Genomic DNA, 14,328 nt, shown 5'->3' on the forward strand with positions numbered 1-14,328 from the left:
CGACTCAGCAGTTGCTCGGTGCTGGCTCGCCGCGGAAGCGCGCATCCAGCCACGCCACCATCAGCGGCATCCCGAGTACCGCGGCCGATAGATGTTCCGGTGTCGGAATGGTTTCCGCCTGCACCGGCACGCCCGCCGCGCAGTAGCGGCGGTTGATCGAGACGAGCGAGTCGACCGGGATGAGTGGGTCGGTGGGTGAATGCCATTCGAAGATGGGCATGTTCGGCACACCGTCGAAGAGCTCGATGCTGTTCTCCTCCAGCACCGCCCTGGCGTCGGCATCGTGCATGAGCGAGGTATTGCTGGCGTAATCGCGGACGCTGCGGCCTGCGCCGGTGGCGAGGATGTCGTTGGTGCAGCCGTTGGCCATGGCGTCACGTGCCGCGATCCCGGCGGCATTGAGGTTGTCGCTGATCGGGAAGCGGTGCGGGTACTCGCGTTCCAGCCCGATCGCCGCCGCCAGCACCAGCCCGAACGCCGGATGCGGATCGAATTGCAGCGCTTCGATCATGCGCATCAGGTTCGCGGGCACGCCGCCGGCCGCGGCACCGGCGAGTTTCAGCTCCGGCGCGTAGCTCGGCGCCAGCGCGGCCGCCCACGCCGTGGCCATGCCGCCACCGGAGTACCCGGCCATCGCGACGGGGCTGTGCTGCACCGCCAGCTCCGGAACGCGCTGCACGGCACGGATTCCATCGAGCGTGATCCGCCCGCCGAGCTTGGCGGCGCCGTAGGCGAAGGTGGGGCCCAGATGATCCGGCAGTGCGATGCTCCAGCCGCGCAGCAGCAAGGCATTGAGCGCGACGGCCTCGCGGACCTGGAGGTTCGGATCGCTGGTGTAGAGCACCCGCGACACCGCGCAGTTCGGGCCCAACCCGTTGATGATGTGCTGATACGACAGCAGCGGCCCGTCCGGGCGGTGCCCCGGCGGCGTCACCACGGTGGTGGTGGCCGCGATGGGCAGCCCGCGCGAATTGGTCGACCGGAACTTCACCAGCGTCAGCGTGGATCCGGGAAAGGTCAGCAGCGGCGGCAACCGCCGCACCGCCAGCACATCACCGGGCTGGTACGCCGCGAGATCGGCGGGCTGCGCGTAGAACGGGTCGGGATCGGCCACGGGGTAGCGAGGTAACGCCGGGGCAGGAACCGTCCCGGCCAGCAGAACCGCAGAGGCGCCGAGGAGCGCGCCGGTTATCAAACGCTGGATAACCTGCATGGCAGCTATTGCTACCACGGTTCGGCCCGACGATCGCGCAGGTGAGCCGGGGTGTCGTGGCTGGAGACCGGCGGCCCGACGCCGCTATGCTGGATCAGGTGTCGAGGATTACGTTCGATCCGAATCAGTGCGGGGGCCGCCCCTGCATTCGCGGTATGCGCATCCGGGTGAGCGATGTACTCGAACTACTCGCAGCAGGCGAGACGGAGGACTCCATCCTCGAGGATTATCCCTACTTGGAGTTGGCGGACATCCGCGCCTGCCTCGCGTTCGCAGCGGCCGAGGCAGACCATCCGATTCTGCGGACCGCCTCTTGAGGTTCGTCGTCGACGCACAACTGCCACCAGCACTGGCACGCGCGTTGACGGAGGAGGGCCATGACGCTGTGCACGTCTGCGACATCGGCTTGTTATCCGCCCCGGATGTCGATGTCTGGGCAGAAGCGCTCGAGCGGGGCGCCGCCATTGTCACCAAGGACGAGGATTTCATCCTCATGGGCCGGAGCCGACCGGATGCTCCATCACCGGCCGTGATCTGGATCAGAATCGGTAATTGCTCGAGGAAGGAACTCCTCGGGAGGTTCCTGCCGATCCTGCCCACTGTCGTACAGATGCTCGGAGCCGGGGAGAAGATCATCGAGGTCAGGTAGCGGGCTGATCGAGTGCAACCGTTCTCCGGCCGGATGCTCGACGGGTTCAGCCCAGTTGCGTCATGCCAGCGGCGACCACCTGGGCGACGTTGAGGATTTCGTCGGTCGTCGGCAGGGGGACGCCGTCGAGGGCGTGCAGGCGGTCGGTGCTGGCGATGGCGAACATGGCCGAGACCCAGGCGGCGGCGCAGGCGCGCAGGGTGCCGGGGCGGACCGGGGCGGGGGCGCTGGCCTGGAGGACGCGGGCGGTGACGTCGAGGAGTTGATCGCGCAGCTTGCGCACCTGGCGGCGGACGTCGGGGTGGGTGTCGGCCTCGCGCCACATGATGACGCGCAACACCGAGGAATGATGGTCGCGAAGGTTCAGCGCCGCATCGAGATTGACCAGACTGGCCACCGGATCACCCGGCTCGACCACGGTGTCGATGTCGCTGATCGGTTGTTGCGGTACCCGTTCGGCCATCAGGGCCGACAGAATCGAGTTCTTGGTGGGGAAATAGTAGAAAACCAGGCCCTTGGGCACGGCCGCGGCCTCGGCGATCGCCGCCGTCGGGGTGCCGTCGAATCCCTGTGCGGCGAACAGCTTTTCGGCCGCGTCCAAGATGAGTTGACGGGCGTCGCCGTCGGTTTTCGCGCTGCGGCGACGCCCGGCTCGACGGGGTCTGGTCATGGCCGTCTCAGTGGTGCGGAGCCATATCGTGCAACCGTCCCGAGACCGCGGGCAGCGCCGCCACCGCGACCACGACCGTCACGACGCCGACCACCCATGCGGTCCAGGATGCGCCACTGAAGCCGCTGAAGTCCATGACCCACGGGGACAGGAACATCAGCACGCCGAACAGGCCCATCGCGTAATCGGCGGAGGCCATCTCAGCTCGGTACATCTGCGCCAGACCGGTCAGTGCGATGAGCACACCGAGCACGATCAACGACCACATGGCCCGATCGTTCGTCTCCACCCAGAGCGGTGAGAGTGCGGCGAAGACGCCCAGCACGACGGCCAGGAAATCTTGCGCACGGCTTTCGGTGAACATAAATGCCTCCTTGCATCTACTGGTGCGGACAGACCCGAAAATCCGTCCTGACCTCGGTATAGACCTGATTGACCGCCCGGTCGATAGCGGAACGGACACGATTGCGTGGCAATCGATGGCACGGTGAAGGTGATGGTCCTCACTACAGCACCGACCAAGCGGACGTTAGGGTGGACTGTCGTCAGCGAGGTGGCCGAACGGACGGCCCGAAGGAAGGGATGCCGGCATGACTGCAGCGCCGATCGTGATCGTGGGGGCCGGTCTGGCCGGCTTGCGCACCGCGGAGGAGTTGCGCCGCGCGGGCTACGAGGGTGAGTTGATCCTGCTCGGCGACGAATCGCGGCCGCCGTACGACCGTCCCCCGCTGTCGAAGCAATTCGTGCGCGGCGAGACCGACGACACCACGCTGCGGCCCGCGGAGTTCTTCACCGAGAAGAAGATCGATCTGCGGCTGAACCAGGAGGCGGTCGGCGTCGACACCGCCGCCCGGCGCTTGCGGCTGGCCGACGGCTCGGTGCTCGACTACAGCGAACTGATCATCGCCACCGGGCTGCGCCCGCGCAGGCTGCCCAGCCTGCCCGAGCTCGACGGCGTGCATGTACTGCGCGATCACGCCGACGCCAGCGCACTGCGCGCCGAACTCGGCGACGCCACGACCGCCCTGGTCATCGGCGCCGGATTCATCGGCTGCGAGGTGGCCGCCAGCTTCCGCGCGCGCGGTGTCCAAGTGGTGCTGGTCGAGCCGCAGCCGACGCCGCTGGCCTCGGTGCTCGGCGAGCAGGTCGGTGCGCTGGTGGCGCGCATGCACCGGGACGAGGGCGTCGACCTGCGCTGCGGCATCGGCGTCGATTCGCTGCTCGCCGCCGACGACGGCCGAGTGCGCGGCGCGCTGCTGACCGATGGGACCGAGGTCGCGGCCGAGCTGGTGGTGATCGGCGTCGGGTCACGTCCGGTGACCGAATGGCTGGCCGATTCCGGCATCGAACTGGCCGAACCGTCGGCAGGCGGCGGCGTGCTCGCCGACGAGGTCGGTCGGACGTCGGCGCCGGGTGTGTGGGCTGTCGGCGATGTGGCGGCCTGGCTGCACGATGACGGCGCACGCACCCGCGTCGAGCACTGGACCAATGCGGGCGAGCAGGCGAAACTGCTGGCCTGCGCGCTGCTGGGCGCCGAGCCGCCCACCGCCGCCCGGGTGCCCTACTTCTGGAGCGATCAGTACGACGTGAAGATCCAGGCGCTCGGCACGCCACGGCCCACCGACGAGATCCACATCGTCTCCGATGACGGGCGCAAGTTCCTGGCCTACTACACCCAGGACGGCAAGCTCACCGGCGTGGTCGGCGCCGGGATGACCGCACAGGTGATGAAGACCAGGGCGAAGATCGCGGCGGGTGCCCCGGTGGCGGAGCTGCTCGGCGCGGGCTAATACCTTTGTCTGTGTGATCGTCGCGCTCATCGATTCCGGTCTCGGCTCGTTGCCGACAGCGGCATGGCTGCGCAAGCTGCGCCCGGATGTGGATCTGGTGCTGCAACTGGATCCCGACGGGGCCCCCTGGGGGCCGAAACCCGAGGAATGGGTGATCGAGCGGGTGGTCGCGACCGCACGCGCCTCGCTGACGATGGGCGCCGAGGTGATCGTGCTGCCGTGCAATACCGCGAGCGTGACCGCGCTCGACCAGGTGCGCGCGGACGTCGGCCCGGACATTCCGGTGATCGGCACCGTGCCGGCGATCAAACCGGCCGCGGCCGCCTGCCGCTCGGTGGCGGTATGGGCCACCGCGGCCACCACCGCGAGCCGCTACCAGGCCGATCTCATCGCCCGTTTCGGCGGTGACGCGATGGTGACCGGCGTGGCCTGCCACGGTCTTGCCGATGCGATCGACGCCGGCGATCTGGTGGCTGCCCGTGCCGCGATCGCGGCGGCGGCCGAGCGGACTCCCGACGACGTGGAGGGTGTGGTGCTCGGCTGCACCCACTATCCGCTGGTCGTCGACAGCATCGTGGCCGCGCTGCCGGACGGGGTGCGATTGTTCGACAGCGCCCAGGCCGTTGCCGCGCAGACGATCCGGCGCATGGACGCGCTGGGCCGGCCGAGCACCGGCAACGGTACGGTGCGGGTGCTCAACAGCGGCCGCCCCGGCGAACTGCCCGCCGCCGCTGCCGCTTTCGAACCCGGGCGGGCGCTCGGCGCGACCGGCTGACCGCCCGGCACATCGCGATCGGAGGCCACACGTTGACCGAGAACGCCACCGCCGAGCAGGTGCGGGCCGCCCTCGCCGAGCACGCCGATCCCGCCGACGCGGTGCACCTCCAGCGGTTCTTCAAGACCGGCCCCGGCGAATACGGCGAGGGCGACGTCTTCATCGGCGTCCGGGTGCCCGCCACCCGCACCGTCGCCAAACGGTTTGCGGCGCTTGCGCTCACCGAGATCGACGAACTGCTCGACAGCCCGGTGCACGAGGAACGGCTGGCGGGTCTGATCATCCTCAACACTCGTTTCGAGAGGGCCTCCAAGCCGCGCACCTTCGACGAGGCCGCCCGTGCCGAGATGGTGCGGTTCTACCTGGACGCGGTGCGGCGCGGCCGGGTGAACAACTGGGATCTGGTCGACGTCTCGGCCGAGCGCATCGTCGGCCCGTGGCTGCTGGACAAGCCGCGCGAGCTGCTGTTCGAGCTGGCCGACTCGGATTCGCTGTGGGAGCGCCGGGTCGCGCTGCTGTCCACCTTCGCCTTCATCAAGGCCGGTGACGCCTCCACCACGTTCGCGCTGAGCGAGCGACTGCTCACCGACCGGCACGATCTGATCCAGAAGGCGCTGGGCTGGATGTTGCGCGAGGTCGGCAAGCGTGTGGATCGTCAGCTGCTGATCGATTTCCTCGATCGGCACGCGGCCGAGATGGGGCGTACCGCTTTGAGTTACGCCACCGAGCATCTGGATCCGGAAAGCCGCGCCCGCTACCGCGCGATGCGATAGCCTCGCCGACCGAACCGACCCGGCCGGAGTCAGGCGCCGAACCGGCTCAGAACTGGATCTTCAGGTGATCGGTGACCGGCCGCGCCTGGCAGCCGAGGATGTAACCGTTCTCGATGTCCTCGGGATCCAGGATTTCGGCGTTCTCCATCTCGACCTTGCCTTCGAGGACGGTGCAGGCGCAGGAGCCGCATTCGCCTTCCTGGCAGGAGTAGGGGACGTCGAGGCCCTTGGACAGCATGATGTCGACCAGGGTCTGCTTGCGCGGCCAGCGCAGTTCGTGCACCTCGCCGTCGAGTTCGACCTCGACGGTGGCGGCGTCGGCGGCCTCTTCGTCGCTGACCTCGACCGGCGCCTGATCGGCGAACGGGTCACCGGCCAGTGAGTTGAAGATCTCGGCGTGGGTGCGGTTGCGCGGGACGTCGAGCTGGGCCAGCGCGTCGTGCACGCGGTCCATGAACGGGCGCGGACCGCACATGAAGGCACGGTAGCCGGTGTACGGGCGCACCAGCCCGGCGAGCGCGTCGGCGGTGGGCAGGCCTTGCAGCGGTTCCAGCCAATGGATGACGGTGAGGCGCTGCGGATGCTTGTCGGCGAGTTCACGCAGTTCGTCGGCGAAGATCACCGATTCCGGGTCGCGGTTGGCGTAGACCAGCACGATCTTTCCGGTGCCGCGGGCCAGCGCCGATTTCAGGATCGACATGACCGGGGTGATGCCGCTGCCCGCGCCGAACAGCAGCAGATCCTCGTCGAGATCCTTCGGGGTGAACACGCCCGACGGCGGCAGCACCTCGATCTCGGAACCGGCGGTGATGTTGTCGCAGAGCCAGTTGGAGCCGTAGCCGCCCTCGGTGCGCTTGACGGTGACCTTGGGCCGGTCGTCGGTGTAGGGCGAGCTGGCCAGCGAATAGCAGCGCGCGACCGAGCCGGTCAGGTCGCTGGGAATGCGCAGGGTCAGGAACTGGCCCGGCTGGTACTGGAAGCGTTCGCGCAACTCTTCGGGAACGTCGAAGACCAGTGAGCAGGTATCGGCGGTCTCGGCGATGACCGCGGCTACCCGCAGCACGACCGATCGTGAGCCGTGTGGAACTTCGACGGTGGTCATGGCGTCCTCTCGAACGTGTGCGCGGCCGATCCGGTGCCGGACGGCAAAACTAGAACGTGTTTCAGTTTTATCGTACGTCGGGATCGGGCTGCTGGACAAGCTGGGCTTCCAGCCCGGCGATCAGCACACCCATGCCGAAGTCGTACGAATACTTGCCGCGCAGGTCGGGCATGTATTTGGTGGCGCGGGCCACCGCATCGGGCAATGTGACGTCGGTCAGCACCGACCGGTCACGCGGGTTCACCCGGCTGCGACCGAACAGGAAGGTGTGGATGGTCGCGTAGGCGGCCAGCACGTTGCGATCGCTGAATCCCGCGTCGAACAGGATCTCCATCACCGCGGCGATGATGTCGAGCTGCTTACCGAGCATCTGCTCGATCAACACATCGCCGAGGCCGGGGTGCTTGCGTAGTTTCTCATCGATCTGGTCGATGAGTTCACGCAGCCGCTGTTGCCACGGGCCCGACTCCGGCGGCGGTTTGCGCACACCGGCCAGTGCCGCGGTGGCCACCAGGTCGAGTAGCTCCCGTTTATCGGCCACGTAGTAGTACGGGGCCATCGGGGAAACGCCCAGTTCGCGCGATAGCCGGCGCATCGACAGCTTGTCCACACCGTCGGCGCGGACCACCCGCAGCGCGGCTTCCACGATCTCTGATTCGGAGAGGGTATTACCGCCCCCGCTGGCCTGCGTTCGCCCGACTCCCATGCCACCTCTACCACCGCGGGCGCGTGCGCCCGTCACGTCCTGTTCAGCTGCTTGCCACCGGAAAGTTTAGAGGGCTCGGTGCGGGCGCTGTCGGTTCGTCGGCCGAAACGGCTTCTTTTTGTCAGTTCATGACGTTATGGTGTGTGAGCGCGGCTACACCTGTGGCCGCGACCACAGTGCCCAACAGAGTGGAGGTAGCCATGCCGGACAAGGGGCTCAACGGACCCGCCGACACCGACAACCGCGGCCCGATCGCCGCGGTCGCGCAGCGCTCGGCCGAGGACACACCGCTGGTGGAGGAATCGCTCATCGAAGAGGTCTCCATCGACGGTATGTGCGGCGTCTACTGAGCTGAGAGGAGCGGTGACCATGCTCGATCTCGATACGCGCTGGCAACTGCATCCGCGGGTTGCCCTGCGGCCGGAACCGTTCGGCGCGTTGCTGTATCACTTCGGCACGCGGAAGCTGTCGTTTCTGAAGAACCCGAGGATCGTCGAGATCGTGCGGTCACTGCCCGCACAGCCGTCGGTGCGCACCGCCATGCGGGCCGCCGGCATCGATGACGCCGCGGCCGCGCCGTATGTGAAAGCGCTGGCGCAGCTGGCCGATTCGCAGATGATCGTCGGCGCCCCCGAGGCGGCGCCGCTGGCCGCGGCCCCGGAGCCGATGACCTTCGCGGCCGACGACGACCGCGCCGTGCGGCTGGTGGATCGCTTCGAATCCGGCCTGGCCGCGCCGATCTGCCTGACCTGGGAACTCACCTACGCGTGCAATCTGTCCTGTGTGCACTGCCTGTCGTCGTCGGGCCGGCGCGATCCGCGCGAGCTGAGCACCGAGCAGTGCAAGGCGCTCATCGACGAGTTCCAGCGCATGCAGATCTTCTACGTCAATATCGGCGGCGGCGAACCGACTGTGCGCCCGGACTTCTGGGAACTGGTCGATTACGCCACCGCGCACCAGGTGGGAGTCAAGTTCTCCACCAACGGCGTCCGGATCACGCCGGAGGTCGCCGCGCGGCTGGCCGCCAGTGACTATGTGGATGTGCAGATCTCGCTCGACGGCGCCGATGCCGCCGTCAACGACGCGGTGCGCGGTCCCGGTTCGTACGACATGGCCATCCGAGCGCTGGAAAACCTTGCCGCGGCGGGTTTCCGGGATGCCAAGCTGTCGGTGGTGGCGACCAGGCACAATATCGCCCAGCTCGACCAGTTCAAGGAGATCGCCGACCGCTACGGCGCCACTTTGCGGTTGACGCGGCTGCGCCCGTCCGGGCGCGGCGCCGATGTGTGGGACGAGCTGCATCCGCTGCCCGAACAGCAGCGCGAACTCTACGAATGGCTGCTGCGCAACGGTGACGGTGTGCTCACCGGCGACTCGTTCTTCCACCTGTCGGCCTTCGGTGAGGCGCTGCCCGGGTTGAACATGTGCGGCGCGGGCCGGGTGGTGTGCCTGGTCGATCCGGTGGGCGACGTCTACGCCTGCCCGTTCGCCATCCACGACCGCTTCCACGCCGGAAACGTCGTCGCCGACGGCGGTTTCGCGACGGTGTGGAAGGAATCGGCGTTGTTCGGGCAGCTGCGCGAACCCACCGGCGGCGGCGCCTGCTCGTCGTGTGCGCATTACGATGCGTGCCGCGGCGGCTGCATGGCGGCGAAGTTCTTCACCGGTCTGCCCGCCGACGGGCCGGACCCGGAGTGCGTGCAGGGCTACGGCGCGGCGGCCCTCGCCGACGCGGGCCGGGTGGTGCCGCGTTCGTCGGTCGACCACTCGCGGCGCAGCGCCCCGCGGCGTTCTGGTGGCCGCAAATCCGGGCCGGTGCCGCTCACCCTGAGCACGCCGCCGCGGCGGCCGTCACGGGCCTGTGACGAAAGCCCGCTGGGCTAGGCGCGCGGCGTTAGCCGGAACCGGTGCGCGGGCCGCGAACGGCTCGCGCACCGACCGCGCGGTACGCGATTGCCGCTCGGTTGCCGTCGGAGCGAGGACTCGCTCAGTAATCCTTCAGCAACGCAGATCCTGTCGGTTACCGGGCCTACCACGCGAAATACTCCGGAACTGGTTGCGTGTTTCGCGACTGTTGATGTCAGCCGAGCGAACTCCGTCTAACATGCCAGGAATGCGCCATGATCGCCTTCCCGACGGATTCGGGGTGCGGATCGATCCACGGGTACGCGCATACTCCGGGGGACGCATCCTGATCGGAGGAACACCCGCGAGGTTGCTGCGCCTTGCCCCGGAAGCCGCCGAAATGATCGGCGACGGGTACCTCGAGGTCAACGGCCCGAAGTCCGCCGTCGTTGCCAGGCGGCTGCTCGATTCCGGGGTGGCCAACCCCCGGCCGCGACTGCTGCCCTCGCCCGAGGACGTCACCATCATCGTGCCGCTGCACAACAATGCCGAGGGTCTGGCGCGGCTGTTGGCGGCCCTGCGCGGGCACAATGTGATCGTCGTCGACGACGGCTCCGACCTGCCCGCGCGGGTACCGCCGGTGGCCGGTGGCCGCTGCCAGGTCAGCGTGCTGCGGCATGAGCGCGCGCTCGGCCCGGCCGCCGCGCGCAATGCCGGATTGCGGGCGGCGACAACCGAGTTCGTGGCGTTCCTGGATTCCGATGTGGTGCCACGCAGCGGCTGGCTCGAGGTCATGCTCGGGCATTTCAGCGATCCGGAGGTCGCGCTGGTCGCGCCGAGGATCGTCGCGCTGGATCCCGAATCCAACGCGCTGGCCCGCTACGAGCACACCCGGTCCTCGCTGGATCTGGGCAGGCGCGAATCGGCCGTGCAATCGCGCGGGATGGTGTCCTACGTGCCGAGTGCGGCGTTGCTGGTGCGGCGGGGCGCGCTGCTGGCCGAGGGCGGGTTCGACGAGTCGATGCACGTCGCCGAGGACGTCGACCTGTGCTGGCGGCTGGAGCGGGCGGGCTGGCGGTTGCGCTACGAACCCGCCGCGCACGTCGCCCACGATCACCGGGTGTCCTTCCGGGCCTGGTTCAACCGGAAGATGTTCTACGGCACCGGCGCCGCGCCGCTGGGCGCACGGCATGCGGGCATGGTGTCGCCGCTGTCGGTGCCGTCGTGGACCATGCTGGCCGCGGTGCTGTTCGGCACGCTGACCCGCTGGGGAGCTCACCCTGGTGGCCGCGCTGGGCCGATTGCGCCGCGTCTTCGGCGAACTCGACAATCCCACCCGGATCGCGTCGATCTATCTGGCCCGCGGCTTCTTCGCCGGACTGTGGCGCCTCGCCTCGGCCATGTGCAGGCACTATTGGCCGGTCACCGTGCTGGCGATGGTGGCCTCCCGGCGGATCCGGCGCATCGCGGTGACGATGGCGCTGGCCGACGGCCTGGCCGACTGGTTCACCCATCGCGACGCGGGCGGGCTCGACCCGTTGCGCTACATCGCCTTCCGCCGCATCGACGACATCGCCTACGGCACCGGTCTGTGGCTCGGCGCGTGGCGGGCCCGCAGTATCGAAGCGCTCAAGCCCACCGCCCCGCCGCGCTGAGCGCCGATGGGTCCGGATGGCTGACACGCTGATCGTCGGCGGAGGCAGCGCGGGTTGCGTGCTCGCCGCGCGCCTGAGCGCCGACCCGGATCACCGAGTGCGACTGCTGGAAGCCGGGCCGATCTGGACCTCGCCCGACGGCTTCCCGCCCAGCCTGCGTGACGGCACCGAACTGCCGCTCGACGACGAGGCGCTGCTGTGGCGCTATCCGATCCAGCTGACGGCGACCACCACGTCCACCACGGTGCGCGGACGGGTGATCGGCGGGTCGGGGTCGATCAACGGGTGCTATTTCGTGCGCGCCCCCGCCGCCGATTTCGCCGCGTGGAGCCGCGAGATCGGCACCGGCGGCTGGACTTACGACGAGCTGATCGAGCCGATGCGCCGCCTCGAACATGATCACGACTTCGGCGCGCAGCCCGGGCACGGCGCCGAAGGGCCCATCCCAGTGCGCCGCCCGGCCACCCGGAGCCCGCTGACCGAGGCGTTCGTGCGGGCGGCCGCGGCGACCGGATTCGACGAGATACCGGACCTGAACGCGCCCGACGCGGCGGACAAGGGTTTCGGCGCGGTGCCGGCCAACATCGATCGGCGTGCCGGCACGAGCCTGCGCGTCGGCAGTGCACAGGCCTACCTGCTGCCGGCGCTCACCCGGCCGAACCTCACCGTGTCGGCCGGCACCACCGCGCTCGGGATCCGGTTCAAGGGGACCAGGGCGATCGGGGTGGAATGCCTGCGTGCGGGCGTCGCGGAATTCATCCCGGCGGATCGGATCGTGCTGTGCGCGGGCGCGATCGAATCGGCCGCACTGCTGCTGCGTTCGGGCATCGGTGATCCGGCGCGGTTGCGCGCGCTGGGCATCCCGGTGGTGCAGGCGCTGCCGGTGGGCGAATGGTGCACCGACCATCCCGAGATCGGCATCGACTACCGGCACGACGCGCCACACCGGCGCAGCCAGGTACTCGAATACGTGCTCGAGCTCGGCGATATCGAAATCCGGCCGTACACGATGGCTTTCACGCCGGGAATCCGGCAGTTCGCGCTCGCATTGATGCGCCCGCACGGGTCGGGCGAGCTGCGGCTGCGTTCGGCCGATCCGGCTGACCGGCCGTGGATCGACCAGCGCTACCTGGAACAGCGGCTGGATCGGGACCGGCTGCGCGCGGCCGTGCGGTTGTCGGCGGAGATCATGGACGCGATGGGGGCGGTCCCCGGGGAGCCGGTTCCCGGGGTGGTCTCCGACGACTGGCTGACCGCGCATCTGGCCACCTCACAACATCTGTCCGGTACCTGCCGCATGGGCTCTGCTGGCGACACCCGCGCCGTGGTGGACGCGCGCTGCCGGGTGCACGGCGTCGACGGTCTCGCGGTGGCCGACCTGTCCATCGTGCCGGTGCCGCTGGGCCGTGGTCCGCAGGCGACGGCGGTGCTGATCGGCGAGCGCGCCGCCGAACTGTTGTCCGGCTGACCCACGCCCCGCGATGCCAGGTGGCTCACACTCACGGGACGGGCGTGACGTGTGTGACCTGGCGGACAAACCTGATCATCCGCCGGTCGTTGCCGGTACCCGCCGGTACAGTTTGTCGTAGGTGAAAGGCAAATGGTCAGCAATCTTGCGGGTGGTCGCCCCTCGCGGCATGGAGTAGAACCTGGCACGCAGCTCGGTGCACTGGAAGCCTATGCCGCTCAAGCGCATGGATATCTCGGTGCCGGTGGTGAGCGGCTGTCCCGGCTCGCCGGTCTGTTGCGCCCCGCGGTGCTCGAATCGTGGTTGCGCAGTGTTCGCGGTGGCATCGATCCGATGGACGTCGTCGACGGTCGCGGGCTGCGCGGCGCGGACCTCCAGCGCTACCGCGACGCCCATCCGATCGCCGCGCTGATGCCGTTGATCGACAAGCTGCTCGTCGAGGACGCCGCCCGGACCGGTTTGATCGTCGTGGTTGCCGACCAGTTCGGGCGGGTGCTGTCGGTGCACGGCGACGCCGAGAGGATCAGCGCCGCCGCCGAGATCGGGCTGCGCGCTGGCGACGACCTGAGCGAGCGCCGTATCGGCACCAATGCCGTCGGCATGGTGGTGCGCACCGGACGCGCCGCCTGGATCCACGGCCCGGAACACTTCCTGCACCGGATGCATCAGCTCACCGGTGCCGCCGCCCCCGTGCACGATCCGGATGGCCGGCTGGTCGGCGTGCTGATGATCGCCGGCGGAGTACGAGTGGCCAGGCCCGAGATCCTGGCTCTGGTGAAAGCCGCCGCCACGGCAGCGGAAATGGATCTGCTGCTCACGGCCATGCGGGCCGATCGGCACGCACCGGCCGGTGCCCGCGATCGACACCAGGCGGCGCCGGATCGGGGCAGGCTCGGGCTCGATGTGCTCGGTCTCGGCCAGCCGCAGCTGAGCATCGGCGGGAAGCGGGTGCCGCTGTCGCAACGTCACGCCGAGATCCTGCTGCTGCTCACCGAGCACCCCGAAGGGCTCGGCGCCGACCATCTGGCCTTGCTGCTCGACGACACCGACCTGGACAACGGCACCATCCGCGCCGCCATGTCCCGGCTGCGCACGGTGGTCGGGCCCGAGGTGTTCGGTTCCCGGCCGTACCGGCTGAAGGTGCCGGTGGCCACCGATATCGACTTCCTGCGCGCCGCCCTGGACTCCGGTGACGTCGATGCGGCGTTGCGGTTGTACGCGGGCCCGGTGCTGCCGCGTTCGAACGCGCCCGGCATCGTCGATCTGCGCGATGAGCTGCGGGTTCGGCTGCGGACCTCGGTGCTGGATTCGCGTGATCCCGCGGCGCTGCGGCGCTGGACCGCCACCGCCGAGGGACGCGACGACGCCGCCGCGTGGGTCGCCTACCGCTCGACCGTTGATCGCGATTCGCCGCTGTTCGCCCAGATCGAGGCCAAGATCCGGGTGCTCGATCGGCGCCTGGGCGCGGATGCAACGCAGATGCAACGTTTCGGCTCATAGTCTGCCCATCTGAAAGTGCGATAGCTCACATGCGGGGGCCCGAGCTGCTCGCGGGTAGAAAGCCGCCCGCGGCCGGTCGCACCGGTCCCTATCTGGACGCTTGTCCGATTTTTTTAGAGCATTTAGTTCCTTTTTATTTCGACCTGGCCTAGTGTTCGCAATACGTGGATGACATCCATGTG

At 68.8% G+C, this 14,328-nt stretch carries 14 protein-coding genes and 1 pseudogene; 10 read left to right on the forward strand and 5 right to left on the reverse strand.

Annotation, left to right across the window (positions count from 1 at the left end; translation table 11 throughout):
• Window positions 1-4: 4 nt before the first annotated feature.
• Complete coding sequence (locus AC4HOU_RS11340; protein ID WP_195020074.1) at window positions 5-1,213, reverse strand: lipase family protein; 1,209 nt, start codon at window positions 1,211-1,213, stop codon at window positions 5-7.
• An 86-nt stretch (window positions 1,214-1,299) separates the two neighbouring features.
• Between AC4HOU_RS11340 and AC4HOU_RS11345 the strand changes: the two genes are divergently transcribed.
• Window positions 1,300-1,530 carry a DUF433 domain-containing protein gene (locus tag AC4HOU_RS11345; RefSeq protein ID WP_218586368.1) on the forward strand — a complete coding sequence of 77 codons (231 nt, stop codon included), beginning with the start codon at window positions 1,300-1,302 and terminating at the stop codon, window positions 1,528-1,530.
• Window positions 1,527-1,862 carry a DUF5615 family PIN-like protein gene (locus AC4HOU_RS11350; protein ID WP_163810026.1) on the forward strand — a complete coding sequence of 112 codons (336 nt, stop codon included), beginning with the start codon at window positions 1,527-1,529 and terminating at the stop codon, window positions 1,860-1,862. The genes AC4HOU_RS11345 and AC4HOU_RS11350 overlap by 4 nt, the downstream gene beginning before the upstream one ends.
• Before the next feature lie 46 nt (window positions 1,863-1,908).
• Here the strand turns inward: AC4HOU_RS11350 and AC4HOU_RS11355 are convergent, their stop codons facing one another.
• Window positions 1,909-2,532, reverse strand: coding sequence for a TetR/AcrR family transcriptional regulator (locus AC4HOU_RS11355; protein ID WP_163810024.1), 624 nt, complete (start codon window positions 2,530-2,532; stop codon window positions 1,909-1,911).
• 7 nt (window positions 2,533-2,539) lie between these two features.
• Window positions 2,540-2,896: an SPW repeat domain-containing protein gene (locus AC4HOU_RS11360; RefSeq protein WP_163810022.1), complete on the reverse strand. Its 357-nt coding sequence runs from the start codon at window positions 2,894-2,896 to the stop codon at window positions 2,540-2,542.
• Between the two features lie 226 nt (window positions 2,897-3,122).
• On the opposite strand from AC4HOU_RS11360, the gene AC4HOU_RS11365 reads away from it, so the two are divergent.
• From AC4HOU_RS11365 to AC4HOU_RS11375, 3 genes are read left to right on the forward strand one after another with little or no spacing between them, the layout of a single operon-like run.
• Window positions 3,123-4,322, forward strand: a complete 1,200-nt coding sequence (locus AC4HOU_RS11365; protein ID WP_195020073.1) for an NAD(P)/FAD-dependent oxidoreductase — start codon at window positions 3,123-3,125, stop codon at window positions 4,320-4,322.
• A 13-nt stretch (window positions 4,323-4,335) separates the two neighbouring features.
• Window positions 4,336-5,097 (forward strand): aspartate/glutamate racemase family protein, encoded by a 762-nt coding sequence (locus tag AC4HOU_RS11370; RefSeq protein ID WP_195020072.1) that lies wholly within the window; start codon window positions 4,336-4,338, stop codon window positions 5,095-5,097.
• A gap of 32 nt (window positions 5,098-5,129) precedes the next feature.
• Window positions 5,130-5,870 carry a DNA alkylation repair protein gene (locus AC4HOU_RS11375; protein ID WP_163810015.1) on the forward strand — a complete coding sequence of 247 codons (741 nt, stop codon included), beginning with the start codon at window positions 5,130-5,132 and terminating at the stop codon, window positions 5,868-5,870.
• Between the two features lie 46 nt (window positions 5,871-5,916).
• Here AC4HOU_RS11375 and AC4HOU_RS11380 read toward each other — a convergent pair whose 3' ends face one another.
• Complete coding sequence (locus AC4HOU_RS11380; protein ID WP_163810013.1) at window positions 5,917-6,972, reverse strand: ferredoxin--NADP reductase; 1,056 nt, start codon at window positions 6,970-6,972, stop codon at window positions 5,917-5,919.
• Window positions 6,973-7,039: 67 nt separating this feature from the next.
• Window positions 7,040-7,678, reverse strand: a complete 639-nt coding sequence (mftR2, locus tag AC4HOU_RS11385; RefSeq protein WP_138450426.1) for a mycofactocin system transcriptional regulator MftR2 — start codon at window positions 7,676-7,678, stop codon at window positions 7,040-7,042.
• Window positions 7,679-7,929: 251 nt separating this feature from the next.
• Between mftR2 and mftA the strand changes: the two genes are divergently transcribed.
• The 5 genes and pseudogenes from mftA (at window position 7,930) to AC4HOU_RS11410 (ending at window position 14,146) form a co-directional block, all read left to right on the forward strand.
• Window positions 7,930-8,028, forward strand: a complete 99-nt coding sequence (gene mftA, locus AC4HOU_RS11390) for a mycofactocin precursor MftA (protein WP_197731646.1) — start codon at window positions 7,930-7,932, stop codon at window positions 8,026-8,028.
• A gap of 19 nt (window positions 8,029-8,047) precedes the next feature.
• A complete protein-coding gene (mftC, locus tag AC4HOU_RS11395; protein WP_194989257.1) occupies window positions 8,048-9,562 on the forward strand; it encodes a mycofactocin radical SAM maturase in 1,515 nt (504 codons plus the stop codon).
• A gap of 229 nt (window positions 9,563-9,791) precedes the next feature.
• Window positions 9,792-11,178 (forward strand): annotated as a pseudogene (mftF, locus tag AC4HOU_RS11400) (mycofactocin biosynthesis glycosyltransferase MftF).
• 16 nt (window positions 11,179-11,194) lie between these two features.
• Window positions 11,195-12,646 (forward strand): mycofactocin dehydrogenase MftG, encoded by a 1,452-nt coding sequence (mftG, locus tag AC4HOU_RS11405; protein ID WP_195006813.1) that lies wholly within the window; start codon window positions 11,195-11,197, stop codon window positions 12,644-12,646.
• A gap of 132 nt (window positions 12,647-12,778) precedes the next feature.
• Window positions 12,779-14,146 carry a GAF domain-containing protein gene (locus tag AC4HOU_RS11410; protein ID WP_194989260.1) on the forward strand — a complete coding sequence of 456 codons (1,368 nt, stop codon included), beginning with the start codon at window positions 12,779-12,781 and terminating at the stop codon, window positions 14,144-14,146.
• Window positions 14,147-14,328 lie beyond the last annotated feature (182 nt).

The sequence above is a fragment of the Nocardia sp. JCM 38205 genome (assembly GCF_058222935.1).

What these genes read in the sequence shown, in the direction of transcription:
- AC4HOU_RS11340 (WP_195020074.1), bottom strand. Translation starts at nt 1,213, where the DNA reads ATGCAGGTTATCCAGCGTTTGATAACCGGCGCGCTCCTCGGCGCCTCT.
- AC4HOU_RS11345 (WP_218586368.1), top strand. Translation starts at nt 1,300, where the DNA reads ATGCTGGATCAGGTGTCGAGGATTACGTTCGATCCGAATCAGTGCGGG.
- AC4HOU_RS11355 (WP_163810024.1), bottom strand. Translation starts at nt 2,532, where the DNA reads ATGACCAGACCCCGTCGAGCCGGGCGTCGCCGCAGCGCGAAAACCGAC.
- AC4HOU_RS11360 (WP_163810022.1), bottom strand. Translation starts at nt 2,896, where the DNA reads ATGTTCACCGAAAGCCGTGCGCAAGATTTCCTGGCCGTCGTGCTGGGC.
- AC4HOU_RS11365 (WP_195020073.1), top strand. Translation starts at nt 3,123, where the DNA reads ATGACTGCAGCGCCGATCGTGATCGTGGGGGCCGGTCTGGCCGGCTTG.
- AC4HOU_RS11380 (WP_163810013.1), bottom strand. Translation starts at nt 6,972, where the DNA reads ATGACCACCGTCGAAGTTCCACACGGCTCACGATCGGTCGTGCTGCGG.
- mftR2 (WP_138450426.1), bottom strand. Translation starts at nt 7,678, where the DNA reads ATGGGAGTCGGGCGAACGCAGGCCAGCGGGGGCGGTAATACCCTCTCC.
- mftC (WP_194989257.1), top strand. Translation starts at nt 8,048, where the DNA reads ATGCTCGATCTCGATACGCGCTGGCAACTGCATCCGCGGGTTGCCCTG.
- mftG (WP_195006813.1), top strand. Translation starts at nt 11,195, where the DNA reads ATGGCTGACACGCTGATCGTCGGCGGAGGCAGCGCGGGTTGCGTGCTC.
- AC4HOU_RS11410 (WP_194989260.1), top strand. Translation starts at nt 12,779, where the DNA reads ATGGTCAGCAATCTTGCGGGTGGTCGCCCCTCGCGGCATGGAGTAGAA.